Origin of the sequence: Nesterenkonia sp. AY15 (genome assembly GCF_022565855.1) — a bacterium.
Classification (GTDB): Bacteria; Actinomycetota; Actinomycetes; order Actinomycetales; family Micrococcaceae; genus Nesterenkonia.
The window spans coordinates 266,958-281,170 of record NZ_JAJOYV010000004.1 but is presented as its reverse complement, the minus strand read 5'-3'; the positions used below and the strand labels follow the sequence as shown (position 1 = coordinate 281,170).

The 14,213-nt window shown below is 69.1% G+C and carries 15 protein-coding genes; 12 read left to right on the top strand and 3 right to left on the bottom strand.

The features are described 5' to 3' along the window. Nucleotides 1-44 precede the first annotated feature (44 nt). The 5 genes from LSI54_RS13185 (at nt 45) to LSI54_RS08450 (ending at nt 5,775) form a co-directional block, all read left to right on the top strand. Entirely contained in the window at nt 45-1,019 is a 975-nt protein-coding gene (locus LSI54_RS13185) for a co-chaperone YbbN (RefSeq protein WP_241465002.1), read from the top strand. 89 nt (nt 1,020-1,108) lie between these two features. Next, the gene (locus tag LSI54_RS08465) at nt 1,109-1,879 is read left to right on the top strand and encodes an ABC transporter ATP-binding protein (RefSeq protein WP_241478139.1); all 771 of its coding nucleotides are present in this window, start codon (nt 1,109-1,111) and stop codon (nt 1,877-1,879) included. Beyond that, complete coding sequence (locus tag LSI54_RS08460) at nt 1,864-3,444, top strand: transporter (RefSeq protein ID WP_241478138.1); 1,581 nt, start codon at nt 1,864-1,866, stop codon at nt 3,442-3,444. The genes LSI54_RS08465 and LSI54_RS08460 overlap by 16 nt, the downstream gene beginning before the upstream one ends. Nucleotides 3,445-3,631: 187 nt before the next feature. Next, complete coding sequence (locus tag LSI54_RS08455) at nt 3,632-3,964, top strand: DUF3039 domain-containing protein (RefSeq protein ID WP_241465106.1); 333 nt, start codon at nt 3,632-3,634, stop codon at nt 3,962-3,964. Between the two features lie 23 nt (nt 3,965-3,987). After that, entirely contained in the window at nt 3,988-5,775 is a 1,788-nt protein-coding gene (locus LSI54_RS08450) for a DEAD/DEAH box helicase (protein WP_241464999.1), read from the top strand. A gap of 48 nt (nt 5,776-5,823) precedes the next feature. On the opposite strand, the gene LSI54_RS08445 is transcribed toward LSI54_RS08450, so the two are convergent. Both LSI54_RS08445 and LSI54_RS08440 read right to left on the bottom strand, forming a co-directional pair. Continuing rightward, nucleotides 5,824-6,468, bottom strand: coding sequence for an isochorismatase family protein (locus LSI54_RS08445; protein ID WP_241464998.1), 645 nt, complete (start codon nt 6,466-6,468; stop codon nt 5,824-5,826). Between the two features lie 167 nt (nt 6,469-6,635). Continuing rightward, the gene (locus tag LSI54_RS08440) at nt 6,636-7,895 is read right to left on the bottom strand and encodes a nicotinate phosphoribosyltransferase (protein WP_241478156.1); all 1,260 of its coding nucleotides are present in this window, start codon (nt 7,893-7,895) and stop codon (nt 6,636-6,638) included. Nucleotides 7,896-8,047: 152 nt separating this feature from the next. Between LSI54_RS08440 and clpS the strand changes: the two genes are divergently transcribed. Genes clpS through LSI54_RS08405 form a run of 7 tightly spaced genes read left to right on the top strand, consistent with a single transcriptional unit; the run spans nt 8,048 to nt 13,335 of the window. Then, nucleotides 8,048-8,359 carry an ATP-dependent Clp protease adapter ClpS gene (gene clpS / locus LSI54_RS08435; protein WP_241464997.1) on the top strand — a complete coding sequence of 104 codons (312 nt, stop codon included), beginning with the start codon at nt 8,048-8,050 and terminating at the stop codon, nt 8,357-8,359. A 3-nt stretch (nt 8,360-8,362) separates the two neighbouring features. Next, nucleotides 8,363-9,103 carry a DUF2017 family protein gene (locus tag LSI54_RS08430; protein ID WP_241470953.1) on the top strand — a complete coding sequence of 247 codons (741 nt, stop codon included), beginning with the start codon at nt 8,363-8,365 and terminating at the stop codon, nt 9,101-9,103. Further along, nucleotides 9,100-10,002 carry a glutamate racemase gene (murI, locus tag LSI54_RS08425; protein WP_241470954.1) on the top strand — a complete coding sequence of 301 codons (903 nt, stop codon included), beginning with the start codon at nt 9,100-9,102 and terminating at the stop codon, nt 10,000-10,002. The genes LSI54_RS08430 and murI overlap by 4 nt, the downstream gene beginning before the upstream one ends. 18 nt (nt 10,003-10,020) lie before the next feature. Next, the gene (locus LSI54_RS08420; protein ID WP_241464994.1) at nt 10,021-10,854 is read left to right on the top strand and encodes an MBL fold metallo-hydrolase; all 834 of its coding nucleotides are present in this window, start codon (nt 10,021-10,023) and stop codon (nt 10,852-10,854) included. Further along, nucleotides 10,851-11,591, top strand: coding sequence for a ribonuclease PH (rph, locus tag LSI54_RS08415; protein ID WP_342357719.1), 741 nt, complete (start codon nt 10,851-10,853; stop codon nt 11,589-11,591). Before LSI54_RS08420 ends, rph begins: the two co-directional genes overlap by 4 nt. After that, the gene (rdgB, locus tag LSI54_RS08410) at nt 11,588-12,226 is read left to right on the top strand and encodes an RdgB/HAM1 family non-canonical purine NTP pyrophosphatase (RefSeq protein WP_241478137.1); all 639 of its coding nucleotides are present in this window, start codon (nt 11,588-11,590) and stop codon (nt 12,224-12,226) included. The genes rph and rdgB overlap by 4 nt, the downstream gene beginning before the upstream one ends. Before the next feature lie 5 nt (nt 12,227-12,231). Next, the gene (locus LSI54_RS08405; protein WP_274617570.1) at nt 12,232-13,335 is read left to right on the top strand and encodes an exonuclease domain-containing protein; all 1,104 of its coding nucleotides are present in this window, start codon (nt 12,232-12,234) and stop codon (nt 13,333-13,335) included. Here the strand turns inward: LSI54_RS08405 and LSI54_RS08400 are convergent. Beyond that, complete coding sequence (locus tag LSI54_RS08400; protein ID WP_241478135.1) at nt 13,319-14,173, bottom strand: ADP-ribosylglycohydrolase family protein; 855 nt, start codon at nt 14,171-14,173, stop codon at nt 13,319-13,321. The genes LSI54_RS08405 and LSI54_RS08400 overlap by 17 nt on opposite strands. Nucleotides 14,174-14,213 lie beyond the last annotated feature (40 nt).

The window sequence follows — 14,213 nt, the reverse complement described above, 5'->3', positions numbered from 1 at the left end:
TGCAGGACCACCATGATGGACCCCGACGTGCAAGGAGCGCTTCTGTGACCGATTCCGCCCAGGAACCCCAGTCCCGACGGGTCGACGCCAGGGGGGCAGTGGATCTCTCCGGATTCGCCTCCGACGGTGCGCCCGGGGCGTCCGCGCCCGCCGCCCCGGCGGGTCAGGCCCCAGCCGCTCAGGCTGCACCGGGAGCGCCCAACAGCTGGGCCATCCAGGTGCAGCCGCAGCAGCTGCAGCAGGTGGTGGAGCTCTCCTCGCAGGCTCCGGTGATCGTGCTCATCCACGGCACCGACGCGGCCTCGGCGACTATGAAGTCCACCCTGGAGGACCTCGTCGACGCCCAGCAGGGTCGCCTGCTGCTCGCCGAGATCGACTCCTCCGCGCACCCGGAGCTGGCCCAGAGCGCCGATCAGGTCCCGGTGGCCACCGCCTTCATCGGCGGCCGTCCGGTCGGGGAGTTCGACGCCTCGGTGCCTACCGAGCAGCTTTCCCAGCTGGTGACGCAGATGGTGCAGATGGCCACCCAGAATGGCATGACACAGAAGCTTCCCGCGCAGTCCACCCGAGTCGTGGAGGGCCAGGAGCCCCCGGCGGAGCCGGAGCTGCCGCCGCTGCATCAGGAGGCGCTCGATGCTCTGGAGAACAGCGACTACGCCGCTGCGGCGAAGGCCTACGAGCAGGCCATCAAGGAGAAGCCCGACGATGAGGACGCCAAGATCGGCCTGGCCCAGGTGAAGCTGCTGCAGCGGACCACCGGAGCCGATCTCGCCGCAGCCCGTGAGGCCGCGGCCGCGAACCCCGACGATGTCACCGCACAGATCGCCGTCGCCGACCTCGACGTGCTGGGCGGTCACGTGGAAGATGGCTTCTCGCGCCTGGTGCGCTTCATCCAGACCCATTTCGGTGATGATCGAGAGACGGCACGGGCTCACCTGGTCGAGCTCTACTCCATCACCGGTGACACCGATCCCCGCGTCTCCGCCTCGCGCAGGCAGCTCGCCCGCGCCCTCTTCTAGAAGGCCTCGTCTCGACCCCGCTCGAAGAGTCAGGAGATGTCCTTCTCAGGGCGGAGGCGCCGCTGAGCTGGGCTCGGTAGTCTCGGTCCATGCATTCAGCCAGCGTCAGCACGCCCGCACTGAGACTGCGCGGCCTGAACAAGAGATTCGGACAGACCCCCGCGGTGGAGGATCTGCACCTGGACGTGCCGCGCGGATCCTTCTACGGGTTCGTCGGCCCCAACGGTGCGGGAAAGACCACCACCCTGTCCATGGCGACGGGCCTGATGCGACCCGATGCCGGCAGCGCAGAAGTCGTGGGCATCGACGTCTGGGTGCAGCCCCAGGAGGCCAAAGGCTCCATGGGAGTGCTCGCGGACGGCGTCATGCTCTTCGACAAGCTCACCGGTGCGCAGCTGGTGACCTACGCCGGGCTGCTTCGCGGGATGGACCGTGACACCGTCGAATCTCGCACCGCTGACCTGCTGCGGGTGCTCGGTCTTGAAGATGCCCGGGGCAGACTCGTCCAGGACTACTCCGCCGGGATGACCAAGAAGATCTCACTGGCCTCGGCGATGGTCCATGCACCGGAGCTTCTGGTGCTCGATGAGCCCTTCGAGGCCGTGGACCCGGTCTCCGCGCGCACGATCCGCGGCCTGCTGGAGTCCTACGTCGCCTCCGGGGGCACGGTGATCCTCTCGAGCCACGTCATGGATCTCGTCCAACGGATGTGTTCCCACGTCGGGATCATCGCCGAGGGGCGGCTGCTGGCCTCGGGAACCCTGGAGGAGGTCCGCAATGGTTCGGACCTCGAGGCGCGCTTCGTGGAGCTGGTCGGACTCGAAGGCGGAGATCAGGAGCTCGAATGGTTGCAGCTCTGATACGCCTCAAGAAGGATCTGACCTTCAACGGGTTCAACCGATCAGGCTGGCACATCCTGGGCACGGTCTTCGCCGGGCTCTACGGCCTGGGCATGGTGGGGATGGTCTTCGCGCTCCAGGTGATGGAGGGCAGCGCCGACGTCGCCGACCCGGAGTTCGTCCACACCGCCAGCGTGCTGATGGGCTCGGTGGTCTTCCTGCTCTGGCTGATCATCCCGGTGTTCATCTCAGGGGCCGACGCCGCGATGAACCCGCGTCAGTTCGTCACCTTCGGCATCCCCCGGCGGGGACTGATCCTGGGGCTGGCGCTGACCGGGCTGATCTCGATCGGAGCGGTGCTCACCCTGATCTGGCTGATCGGACAGGTGCTGCACTGGCGCTGGGACGCCGCGGCCGCCGTGACGGCGGCGATCACGCTGCCGCTGCTGCTGATCACCTACAGCCTGGTCTCCCAGGCAGTGACCACCTCGATCAGCGCCTGGCTCAGCGGGCGCCGGTCCCGGGACTTCCTCGCCGTGCTGGCGCTGAGCCTGATGGTGCTGCTCTACCCGATCATGGTCGGGCTGCAGAGCGCCTTCGCGTCGCTGGCCGACGCGCTGCCCGCCGTGGTGAACTTCCTCGCACTGACTCCGCTGGGCGCCGGGGCCGCTCTGCCTGCCGACGCGGCGGCCGGTCACTGGGGCTCATTCACGCTGCGGCTGGGGATCCTGGCAGCGACGGTGGCCGTCGCCCTCGTGGTCATCCGAGCCGCCCTGGTGAAGATCACCGAACAGCCCACCGTGCCGAGCTCCTCCGGGTCCAGGAGTGCGAAGGGACTCGGGATCTTCGCACGCTTCCCCGCCACGCCCTGGGGTGCGGTGGCCGCGAGGGCCAGCACCTATTGGCTCAAGGACGCCCGCTACGGCGGGACCCTGGTCGTCCTGCCGGCACTGGTGGTACTCGCGGTGGTCATGTACTTCCAGCTCGAGGCGCCCTGGGTGCTGCTCGCACTGGGACCGATCTTCGGCTTCAGCCTGGGCTTCGCGATCTCCGCGGACATCTCCTACGACCACTCCGCCTTCGCGCTGCACATCACCAGCGGCGTCTCCGGCATGGCGGACCGGGTGGGACGCCTGGTCGGGCTGCTGGCCTTCGGCCTGCCGGCCACGGTGCTCGCGGCGCTGATCCCGGCGGTGATGTTCGCCGAACCGGGCACCGCAGCCGCGCTGGTGGGTGCGAGTGTCGGCATGCTGCTCAGCGCCGCCGGACTCTCCTGTCTGATCTCGGCCCGCTTCACCTATCCCGTCCCCAAGCCCGGGGACGGTCCGCTGAGTCAGCCCTCGGGCTCCACCGGCCGGTTGATGATCGTTCAGCTGGGCATGCTCATCGCGACCCTGGTGCTGATGCTGCCGGAGGTGATCCTGGTCATCATCTGGATGGTCAGCGACGCTCAATGGCTGGCCTGGGTGCTAGGGATCGGATCGGTGTTCAAGGGTCTGGCGCTGGTCTGGATCGGCGTGCATCTCGGGGCGCGGGTCTATGATCGCAGTCAGCCGGAGCTCTTTCAGCAGGTCAGCCAATACTGAGGCGCCGCGGATCGGGCCCAGAGCGGCGGGTCCGGTGCTGCAGCGAGCTCGGAGCAGCGGCGGCGGAGGCGAAGCAGATGGGCTGACACCGCGTCGCGCGGGGATGATCTGCTCTCGCAGGCTCGCTAGACTAGGACCCATGATGGTCAATGACAACGGACTCCAGCCCGCCCCCGCCCGGTTTGGCATGCACACCGCTGATCCGGCCGCCGCGCCGGCACCCGGTGGAGCCGCCACCATCGAGCGCGAGCACCAGGAGCAGCTCTCCGAGCCCGGTGATCACGAGCGCTTCGCCCATTACGTGAACAAGAACCGCATCATGGAGTCCGCCCTCGAGGGCGGCGCCGTGGTGGCGCTCTGCGGCAAGGTCTGGATCCCGTCGCGGGATCCCAAGAAGTTCCCCGTGTGCCCGGAGTGCAAAGAGATCTACGAAGAGATGATGGGCGGCGGAGACGGGGACGGCGAGTCCGGCGGGGACTCCGGCGGCAAGCGCGGCTTCTTCGGCTTCGGCCGCAGCTGAACCTGCGCTGAGCCAAGCACACAGTGGAGCAGTCTGAGACGCTTTTCGACGTCGGCACCGATGTCGGCAGATCACTACCCCCGGTCTATCCGCACCGTGCCGCCCACGGCACCGCGGGAACCCTGCGCCAATGGCAGCAGGAGGCCCTCGACCTCTACATCCAGAAGCGGCCCAAGGACTTCCTCGCCGTCGCGACCCCCGGTGCGGGCAAGACCACCTTCGCGCTGCGAGTGGCGAAGCTGCTGGTGGAATCCGGTGAGGTGAACCGGATCTACGTGGTCGCGCCCACCGAGCACCTGAAGCGGCAGTGGGCCGATGCCGCCGGGCGCGTGGGTCTGGCCCTGGATCCGAACTTCAAGAACTCCGACGGCCGCCATGGCCGCCAGTACATCGGCGTCGTCGTGACCTACTCGCAGGTGGCGAACAAGCCCGCGCTGCACCGAAACAAGACCGAGGCCGGTCGCACCCTGGTCATCTTCGACGAGATCCACCATGCCGGTGACGCGCTCTCCTGGGGCGACGGCGTGCGGGAGGCCTTCGATCCCGCCGTGCGGCGGCTGGCGCTCACCGGCACCCCGTTCCGCTCCGACACCTCACCGATCCCCTTCGTGGAGTACGTGGAGGACGGCGCCGGGGTGCGCCGATCCAAGGCGGACTACGCCTATAACTACGGTCCGGCGCTGAAGGACCGGGTGGTGCGTCCCGTCGTCTTCATGGCCTATTCCGGGAACATGCGCTGGCGGACCTCCGCCGGGGAAGAGATGGAGGCCCAGCTCGGGGCCGCCGCCACCAAAGACATCACCAACCATGCCTGGCGCACCGCGCTGAACCCGGAAGGGGAGTGGATCCCTTCGGTGCTCAAGGCCGCGCATCAGCGGCTGCTGAAGGTCCGAGACAAGATCGACGACGCCGGCGGACTGGTCATCGCGACCGACCATGAGACCGCCCGCGCCTACGCCGCCCAGCTCGACGAGCTGACCGGGCAGAAGACCACCGTGGTCCTCTCCGATGACAAGGGCGCCTCGAACCAGATCGAGAAGTTCTCCGATGACCCCTCCAAGCTGTGGATGGTCGCCGTGCGGATGGTCTCCGAAGGTGTTGACGTGCCGCGGCTCTGCGTGGGCGTCTATGCCACCTCCACCTCGACCCCGCTGTTCTTCGCCCAGGCGGTCGGGCGCTTCGTGCGGCTGCGCAAGAAGGCGGAGGTGGCGTCGGTCTTCCTGCCTTCGGTGCCGGTGCTGACCACCCTGGCCAATGAGATGGAGCAGGAGCGCGACCACGCGCTGGACGTCCCGCGCGCCGCGGCGCAGGACTCCGAGGAGGGCCTCGACGATGAGCTGCTCGATGCCGCCAACAAGGAGGAGCGTGGCTCAGATCAGCTCGAGCGCGGCGAGTTCGCCGCGCTGCATTCCAACGCCTCCTTCGACAAGGTCCTCTTCGACGGCGCCGAGTTCGGCCTCGGTGGCGCCATGGGCTCCGAGGAGGAGCTGGACTTCTTAGGGATCCCCGGTCTGCTGGAGCCCGAGCAGGTCTCCACGCTGCTGCGCCAGCACCAGGCGGACCAGCTGCGCCGCAAACCCGCCGCCGCGGCGTCGGCGGAGCCGGTGGTGGACCACCGGCAGCTCAAGACGCTGCGCGCCACGCTGAACAAGTCGGTCTCGGCCTATGCGGCGAAGACCGGCATGCATCAGGGCAGCATCCACACCAAGCTCCGCGACGCCTGCGGGGGACCCGCGGTGGGCCAGGCCACACAGGTTCAGCTCGAGGAGCGGCTCAAGAAGATCCAGATGTGGTTCGTCGGGCGGAAGTAGCCGAGCGAGAGGCCTGTGACTCGGCTGCCCCTGGCCAGAGTTTCCTTCTCAGAGGTCCTCGAGGCTGACGACCTCGACCTCGGCGGCGTCGAACTCGGCATAGGCCTGTTCGACCGAGTCGTCGCTGACGCCCACGGTGAGCTCACGGATGATGCGGACCTGGAAGTCGTTCTCCACCGCGTCGAGCACGGTGGCCCGCACGCAGTGATCGGTGGCGATGCCGACGATGGTCACCGCGTCGATGTCCTGGGCGCGGAGCCAGGCGTGGAGATCTGCTGAACCCTCGGTGATGGCAGCTGCGGGACCGACCTTGGAGCCGTTCTCGCCCTCCAGGCTGCCCACCTTCTCGGGATCACCCTCCAGGCCCTCGAATCCTGAGTAGCCGTCGGAGTAGAGGCCCTTGAGGAAGCGCGCATCGACGTGTTCGGTGTCGAGATTCGGATGAAGCTCGGCCCCGGGGGTGCCAGCCACGCAGTGCTCGGGCCAGCTCACCTTGAAGTCCGGGGTGTCGGAGAAGTGAGGTCCGGGATCGATGTGCCAGTCCTGCGTCGTGAGGATCGCGTCGAACTCGGCGTAGCTGTCCTCCAGAAATTCGCTGATCTCGCTGGCGACCTGCGCGCCGCCCGCGACCGCAAGCGTCCCGCCCTCACAGAAGTCCTGCTGCACATCGACAATGATCAGCGCCTGGGCCACTACGTCCTCCTGGTCGGAAAGCTCCGGGTATGGGTGTGCGACGCGAGGTACTCACAGCAGCACACCCACCACGTTACTGGTTCTACCCGGCCTCGGCGAGGTCGAACTCCTTGAAGACCAGTGCGCGGTCGGCGGCGGCTCCGGCGACGCTGCTGACCTGCCGGCGATCAGCTGAAGATCGTGGGCAGGACCGGGTCCCCATGCTGCAGCCGCTGCGCTGCGGGCGGGAGTTCGGCGAGCGATGCCGCGTGACGCCGACGCGCATCGGCCACGCCGGCCTGCCCGACATGTTCGGGTGCGACCTCGCCGGCGCGGACCAGCGGCACCATCAGCTCGCGGGTGCGCTGGCCATGGGTCTGCGGCGCGGCGCCGACCCCGATCAGCTCCGCGTCGGCACGGCCGGACTCATCGAAGCTGCGCACCGCCTGCTTGACCCCGCCCAGGCTCGACTTGCCGGGGGCGTTCTTCGCCACGGCGACGGGCTCGCCGTCGTCGTCGGTGCGCTGCACCAGCTTGTAGACCATCGCGGCCGTGGGGGAGCCGCCGCCGGTGACCAGCTTCGTGCCCACCCCGTAGGAGTCCACCGGAGCCGACTGCAGCCGCGCGATGGCATGTTCGTCCAGATCGGAGGAGACGATGATCTTGGTACGGGTGTTTCCCAGCGAGTCCAGCAGCGCCCGGACCTCGCCGGCCTGCTCGACCAGGTCCCCGGAGTCCAGCCGGACCGCGCCCAGCTCCGGCCCGGCGATGCTCACGGCGCGGCGCACCGCTGTCTGAACGTCGTAGGTGTCCACCAATAAGGTGGTGCCCGGTCCGAAGGCTCGCACCTGGGCCTCGAAGGCCTCCTCCTCCGAATCGTGGAGCAGCGTGAAGGCGTGGGCCGCAGTGCCCAGGGTGGGCAGGCCCCATCGGCGCCCGGCCTCGAGGTTCGAGGTGGCGGTGAAGCCGGCGATCGCGGCCGCCCGGGCCGCGGCCACGGCGCTGAACTCCTGGGTGCGTCGCGATCCCATCTCCACACACGGCCGGTCCCCGGCGGCGACCGTCATCCGCGAGGCCGCCGACGCGATGGCCGAGTCGTGGTTGAGCACCGAGAGCACGTAGGTCTCCAGCAGGCAGGCCTCGGCGAAGCTCGCCTCCACGCGCAGCACCGGGGAGTCCGGCATGAAGATCTCTCCCTCGGCGTAGCCGTGGACATCACCGGAGAACCGGTAGTCCGCTAAGAACTCCAGCGTGGTCTCGTCGACGATGCCGCGGTCACGCAGCCAGTCGATCTCGGCACTGCCGAAGCGGAACTCGGCGAGGCCCTCGAGCATGCGCCCGGTGCCGCCCACCACGCCGTAGCGTCGGCCCGCGGGAAGATGGCGGGTGAAGACCTCGAAGACGCAGCGCCGCCCAGCGGCCCCGGAGGCCAGCGCGGCCTGGACCATGGTCAGCTCGTACTGATCGGTGAGCAGCGCGGTGGAGGGCGCCGTCGGTCTGGAGCGGACGGCGGGCGTGGCGGAGGCCGCGGTGGCGCGGGCAGCGGCGGGCTGGGCGGAGGCAGATTCAGGTGGCACGGTCCCAGCGTAGAATACTCAGCATGAGTTCAGCCGAAGGATCCACGCTCAGCCGTGAGGAGACTGGCCTCGATTCCGAGTTCTCCCAGCTCCTCTCTGCGGCGCGCCCCTACCAGGTGGTCGTCTGGAACGACCCGGTCAACCTGATGACCTATGTCAGCTGGGTCTTCCGCAGCTACTTCGGTCATTCCAAGTCGCGCGCGGAGAAACTGATGATGCAGGTGCACGAGGAGGGCCGCGCCGTGGTCTCCCACGGTCCGCGGGAGAAGGCCGAGCAGGACGTCACGGCCATGCACCAGTACGGTCTGCAGGCGACCCTGGAAGAGGCCGAGTAACCCGTGGCGACAGCTTTTCGCGCCACCACCAAGGGATACCGCGCCGATCTCGAACAGCATGAGCGCCGCCTGCTCAGCTCGCTCTGCGCCGATGTGATCCAGCTTCTGGAGAGCCGCGAGGACGAGGCTGATCCAACGGACGAGGCCGCAGCCCCGGACGGGTCCGCGTCGCCGGCTGGGTCTGGGTCGCCGGCTGGGCCGGGATCCGCGGCCGAGGATCCCGCCTTCGCGCACTTCCGGGCCGAGCTCGCGGGTCTCGGCGGGGAGGAGCCGCTGGCACCGCCCGAAGATGACGTGCTGCGGCGGCTCCTGCCCGATGCCTCCACCGATCCGGAGGAGGCCGGCCACTTCCGTCGACTCAGTGAGAACTCGCTGCGCGGGGCCAAGATCGCGGATCTGCGCACCGCTCGGATGCTGCTCGAGAGCACTCCGATCAGCATCGACGACGACGTCGCCCCGGTCTTCGGCCGGGCGCTGAACGATCTGCGGCTGACCCTGGCCAGCCGGCTCCAGCTGCACAGCGCCGAGGACGCCGAGCGGGTGCATGACCTCGCGGTCGGGTCGAGCGCCAAGGACACCGACGCCTTCATGGCCGAGATCTACACCTTCATCACCTGGCTCCAGGAGACCCTGTTCAGCGCGATGACCGAGTTCCTGCCGGAGCGCGGGACCGCCGACGACGATGAGAACGCCGACGAGGCAGACCCCGACGCGAGCGGCGGTGCCGGGACATCTGCTCCATGAACGCCTCCGCTCCGGTGGGGATCTTTGATTCCGGGGTCGGCGGGCTGACCGTGGCCCGCGCGGTCCTGGACCAGCTGCCAGGGGAGTCGATCACCTACCTCGGTGACACCGCGCACGGCCCCTATGGACCGTTGCCCATCGCCCGGGTCCGCGCCCATGCGCTGGGAGTCATGGACTCACTCGTCGAGTCCGGGGTCAAGGCCCTGGTCATCGCGTGCAACTCCGCCTCAGCCGCGGTGCTGCGCGATGCCCGCGAACGTTATACCGATCGTCACGGGATCCCGGTGATCGAGGTGATCCAGCCCGCGGTGCGACGCGCCGTCTCGGCCACCCGCAACGGACGCATCGGGGTCATCGGCACCTCCGCCACCGTGAGCTCACGGGCCTACGAGGACACCTTTGCCGCCGCCCCGGCGCTGCAGATCACCACCGCGGCCGCTCCGCGCTTCGTCGAGTTCGTCGAACGCGGCGTCACCACCGGGGACGAGCTGCTCGACGCGGCGCAGGAGTATCTCGCGCCGCTGAAGGCCGCCGGCGTCGACACGCTCGTGCTCGGCTGCACGCACTACCCGCTGCTCACCGGTGTGATCTCCTTCGTGATGGGGGAGGAGGTCACACTGGTGTCCTCCGCCGAGGAGACCGCCAAGGATCTCTACCGGGCGCTCACCCGCCAGGACCTCCAGCGCCCGCCGGCTCTCGACGCACCGGGGACCGCCGCGTCGAAGGAACACACCTTTCTCTCCACCGGGGACGCGGAGGCGTTCGCGCTGCTCGCCCGGCGCTTCCTGGGCCCCGAGGTGCTCGCAGTGCGGCAGGTCGACCACGTCCGAGAGACCTATCCCACCGGAATGATCCGACGCATCACTCCCGCTATGCTGACCGGAGCGCAGGATGACTGAAGTGGAGCTACGCACCATATGAAACTCACCATCATCGGGTGCAGCGGGTCTTTCCCCGGCCCGGAGTCTCCGGCCTCGTGCTACCTGCTGACCGCCCAGTATCAGGGCCGGACCTGGCGCGTCGTCGTGGACCTGGGCAATGGAGCCCTGGGCAAGCTCCAGCAGCACCTGGCGCTGGAGGACATCGACGCCGTGTGCCTCTCCCATCTACACCCGGACCATTTCATGGACCTGTGTGGGCTCCACGTGGCCATCCGTTGGCGGCCCGGGGGCTGGCCGGGCAGGCATGTGCCCGTCTACGGACCCTCCACCACAGACCAGCGGATCGCCAGCGCCTACGGGATGGATCCCAATCCCGGGATGCATCCCGACTTCGACTTCAGGACCTGGCGGCCCCGGCAGGCCGAGACCATCGGACCGTTCACGATCACCCCGGTGCCGGTGCGCCACCCGATCGAGGAGGCCTACGCGCTGCGGATCGACATAGCAGCCGAGGCCTCGGCCGATGCCCGTGCGCATACGCTGACCTACTCCGGTGACACCGACGCCTGTGATGGACTGGTCGAAGCAGCCCAGGACGCTGACGTGTTCCTCTGCGAGGCCGCCTTCGAGGATGGCCGCGACGACCACATCGAGGGAGTGCACCTGAACGGCCACCGCGCCGGAGTCATGGCGCGATCGGCGGGGGTGGGACGGCTGCTGCTGACCCATATCCCGGTCTGGACCTCCCAGCGGGTCCTGTTGGCCAAAGCACGAGAACAATACGCAGGCGACCTCGCGGTCGCCGTCGCCGGTGTCACCTATGAGATCGGTGCCAGCACGCCCCACCACCACGGAGAGAGTGAGCAGTGACTATCACCACCCTGCGGACCGACGGACGCGCAGCCGATGAGCTGCGCCCGGTCATCATCACCCGAAACTGGAACGCCCACGCCGAAGGGTCGGCGCTGATCGAGTTCGGCGGCACCCGGGTGCTGTGCACCGCCTCCTTCGAGTCCAATGTGCCGCGCTGGCTCAAGGGGAAGGGCGAAGGGTGGGTCACCGCCGAGTACGCGATGCTGCCCCGCGCCACGAACACCCGCTCCGGACGCGAATCCGTGAAGGGAAAGATCGGTGGGCGCACCCATGAGATCTCCCGACTCATCGGCCGCTCGCTGCGGGCGGTCGTGGACACCAAGGCCCTGGGGGAGAACATGATCACCCTGGACTGCGACGTGCTCCAGGCCGACGGCGGCACCCGCACCGCCGCGATCACCGGGGCCTACGTGGCGCTGGCCGACGCGGTGGAATGGGCGCGCCAACAGGGCCACGTGTCCAAGCGCGCCGAGGTGCTCAAGGACTCCGTCGCGGCGATCTCGGTCGGCGTGCTCCCCGACGGCCAGTCCGTGCTCGACCTGCCCTACGCGGAAGACTCCACCGCAGGCACCGATATGAACGTCGTGGTCACCGGCTCCGGAGACTTCGTGGAGATCCAGGGCACCGCCGAGGGATCACCGTTCAACCGCACAGAGCTGGACAGCCTGCTCGACCTCGCCCTGGGCGGGACCGACAGGCTGGCCCAGCTGCAGCGGGAGGCGCTGGCCCAGTGACCGCGAGGATCGTCCTGGCCACCCGGAACCAGGGGAAGCTCCGCGAATTCCGCGCCCTGCTCGGCTCCAGTCCGCAGCTGGATGACCTCGACCTGGACACCGCTGTCATCGACGCTGCGACCGCCGGCTGCGCCGAGGTCCCGGAGACGGGCCTCACCTTTGAGCAGAACTCGCTTCTGAAGGCGCGCGCGGTGGCCGCCGAGACCGGACTGCCCGCCGTCGCCGATGATTCAGGACTCGCCGTGGACGTCCTCGGCGGCGCCCCCGGAATCTTCTCTGCCCGGTGGGCCGGCGCCCGAGCCTCGGACGAGGCGAATCTCATGCTGCTGCTGGAACAGCTCGCCGACATCGCCCCAGTTCATCGGGGCGCGGCGTTCGTCTGCGTCGCCTCCTTGGTGATCCCCGACGCCCAGGGCAGACCGACGAGAGAGTTCACCACCACCGGACGGCTGGAGGGCACGCTGCTGCGCGAGCCGCAGGGCCTGGGAGGCTTCGGCTATGACCCGATCCTGCAGCCGGAGGGGGAGACCCGCAGCGCCGCCGAGCTCTCCATGGCGGAGAAGAACGCGATCTCCCACCGAGGCACCGCCTTCGCCGCGCTGCGCGGCCACATCGTGGAGGCGCTGACGCAGTGAGGGGCTTGAACTTCACGGCCGTGGACTTCGAGACCGCCAACGGCTTCCGCGGCTCGCCCTGCGCCATAGGGCTGGTCAAGGTCCGCGACGGCGAGGAGGTCGACACCTACTACTCCGCGATGCGTCCGCCGGAGGGCTTCGACCGTTTCGATCCGCACAATGTCGCGATCCATGGGATCACCGCGGAGGCGGTGGCCCAGGCGCCACGCTTCGGGGAGCTCTTCGAGGACATCCACGGATTCATCGGTGAGGACATGCTGGTGGCCCACAACGCCGGCTTCGACATCGAGGTCTTCGAAGCCGCGCTGGAGGTCAGCGGACTCGATTCCCCGGGTCTGAGCTGCCTGTGCTCCGTGCGACTCTCCCGCGCGAACTACCAGCTCCCCTCGCACGCGCTGCCCAAGGCGGCCGCAGAGGCCGGCTACCAGCTCACCCAGCACCACTACGCGCTGGACGACGCGCGCGCCTCGGCGGCGGTGGTCTGCGACATCGCCGCACGGCGCAACGTCGGGGCCACCGATCGGCTGTTCCAGGAGAGCGGAATCGCCCCGCGCACCATGGAGCCCTGGCAGGCCCCGCGGACGCGGGAGTCCCGGGCGACCCGACAGGTGCGCACCATGGCGCACCTCTTCGACGCCCGGCTGCCGGCCCCGCAGCCACGGCATATGCCGGATCTGATGCGGTGGCAGGACGAGGGGAAGAACCTCCCGCCGTCCTCCGTGGCTGATCCCGCCCATCCGCTGTTCGCCCAGCAGCTGGCCTTCACCGGGAACCTCTCGATACCGCGTGCCGAGGCCAAGGAGCTGGTCGCCGCCCTGGGCGCGGCCACCGCTTCGCGGGTCACGGCGGGCACCACGCTGCTGGTGGTCGGGGACGGATTCGAACCCTGGGAGCTGAGCGCCCCTGAGGAGTCCTTCCCGCTGCGCAGCAGCAAGGCGCGCGAGGCGCTGCGCCGACAGCGCGAGGGTCAGCCGCTGAGGTTCATCGCCGAAGAGGAGTTCCGCGCCCTGCTGGGCTCCCACTGGCCGGTGAGCTCTCCTGCCGTGACTGACCCTGAGGCTGCTCAGCCTGCTGTCGAGGCTTCTCGGCCGCTCAGCGCGCGCGTGTGACCTCTTCCCAGTCCCGCGCGAGCTCGTCGATGACGGCATAGACGCTCTGACCCTCCTGGCGGGTGGAGCCAGAGCTGCCTGGGCCCGAGGCTGCCGCTGCGGGCGCAGCTCCCGCCGCGGCGAGGAGCTGACGGTCCAGGATAGCGGCGACGTCGTCGTCGAGACCTGCGGTGATCTTCTGCTGCCGCTCGGCCGCGGCGTCGGGCAGAACGTCCGAGGGCGCGCCGCTGGCGAGCAGGTGCACCAGGTCCGCCAGGTCTTCGGCCTTGCGCGTCAGCTCCGGATGTCCGTGCGTGAGCGCCATGGTCTGGCGCGCCCAGGCGCGCCGCATCGAGGCGTCGATATAGGGGACCAGACCCACCGGCACCGCGCGCAGCAGCGCCGTGGCATCGGTGGACTCTGGCTGCGCCGGGGCGCTGGGATAGGCCATCTGACCGTGGGCGAGTCCGCGCAGGCTCGTCGCGGCGGAGCCGGCCTGCGCGGTGAACGTGCCCTGGAGGATCAGCCGCTGAAGCGCCTGATCCAACGGGCGCGCCGGAGGCTGCGGGGCGTTCTCGGGGTAGGACCCGGTGATCAGCCGGTACCAGCGCAGCGAGCCGAGCCACATGCAGGCCAGCGGGTCAGCGCCGAGTCCCTGGCGGCTCCAGTCCAGCAGCTCCATGAGGCCATCGGCGGTGCAGAGCTGGTGCAGCACCTCGGCGTGCAGAACGATCGGTCCAGCAGCGCCCCGGCTGCCCGCCAGGACGCCGGCATCGCCAGGGCCACCCGGTCTCGAGGGTTCGACGCCGGCGGCCAGCACCGGGCGCAAGCGGCTGATAAGTATCTCGGCGGTCTCCACCTGACCAGAATAGTCTCCTGCGGGGTGGTGATCCGGCCAT

Bases quoted from the DNA above. Each gene is read 5' to 3' on its own strand.
- LSI54_RS08460 (WP_241478138.1), top strand. From the start codon at position 1,864: ATGGTTGCAGCTCTGATACGCCTCAAGAAGGATCTGACCTTCAACGGG.
- murI (WP_241470954.1), top strand. From the start codon at position 9,100: ATGAACGCCTCCGCTCCGGTGGGGATCTTTGATTCCGGGGTCGGCGGG.
- LSI54_RS08455 (WP_241465106.1), top strand. From the start codon at position 3,632: ATGCACACCGCTGATCCGGCCGCCGCGCCGGCACCCGGTGGAGCCGCC.
- LSI54_RS08420 (WP_241464994.1), top strand. From the start codon at position 10,021: ATGAAACTCACCATCATCGGGTGCAGCGGGTCTTTCCCCGGCCCGGAG.
- LSI54_RS08440 (WP_241478156.1), bottom strand. From the start codon at position 7,895: ATGGTCCAGGCCGCGCTGGCCTCCGGGGCCGCTGGGCGGCGCTGCGTC.
- clpS (WP_241464997.1), top strand. From the start codon at position 8,048: ATGAGTTCAGCCGAAGGATCCACGCTCAGCCGTGAGGAGACTGGCCTC.
- LSI54_RS08465 (WP_241478139.1), top strand. From the start codon at position 1,109: ATGCATTCAGCCAGCGTCAGCACGCCCGCACTGAGACTGCGCGGCCTG.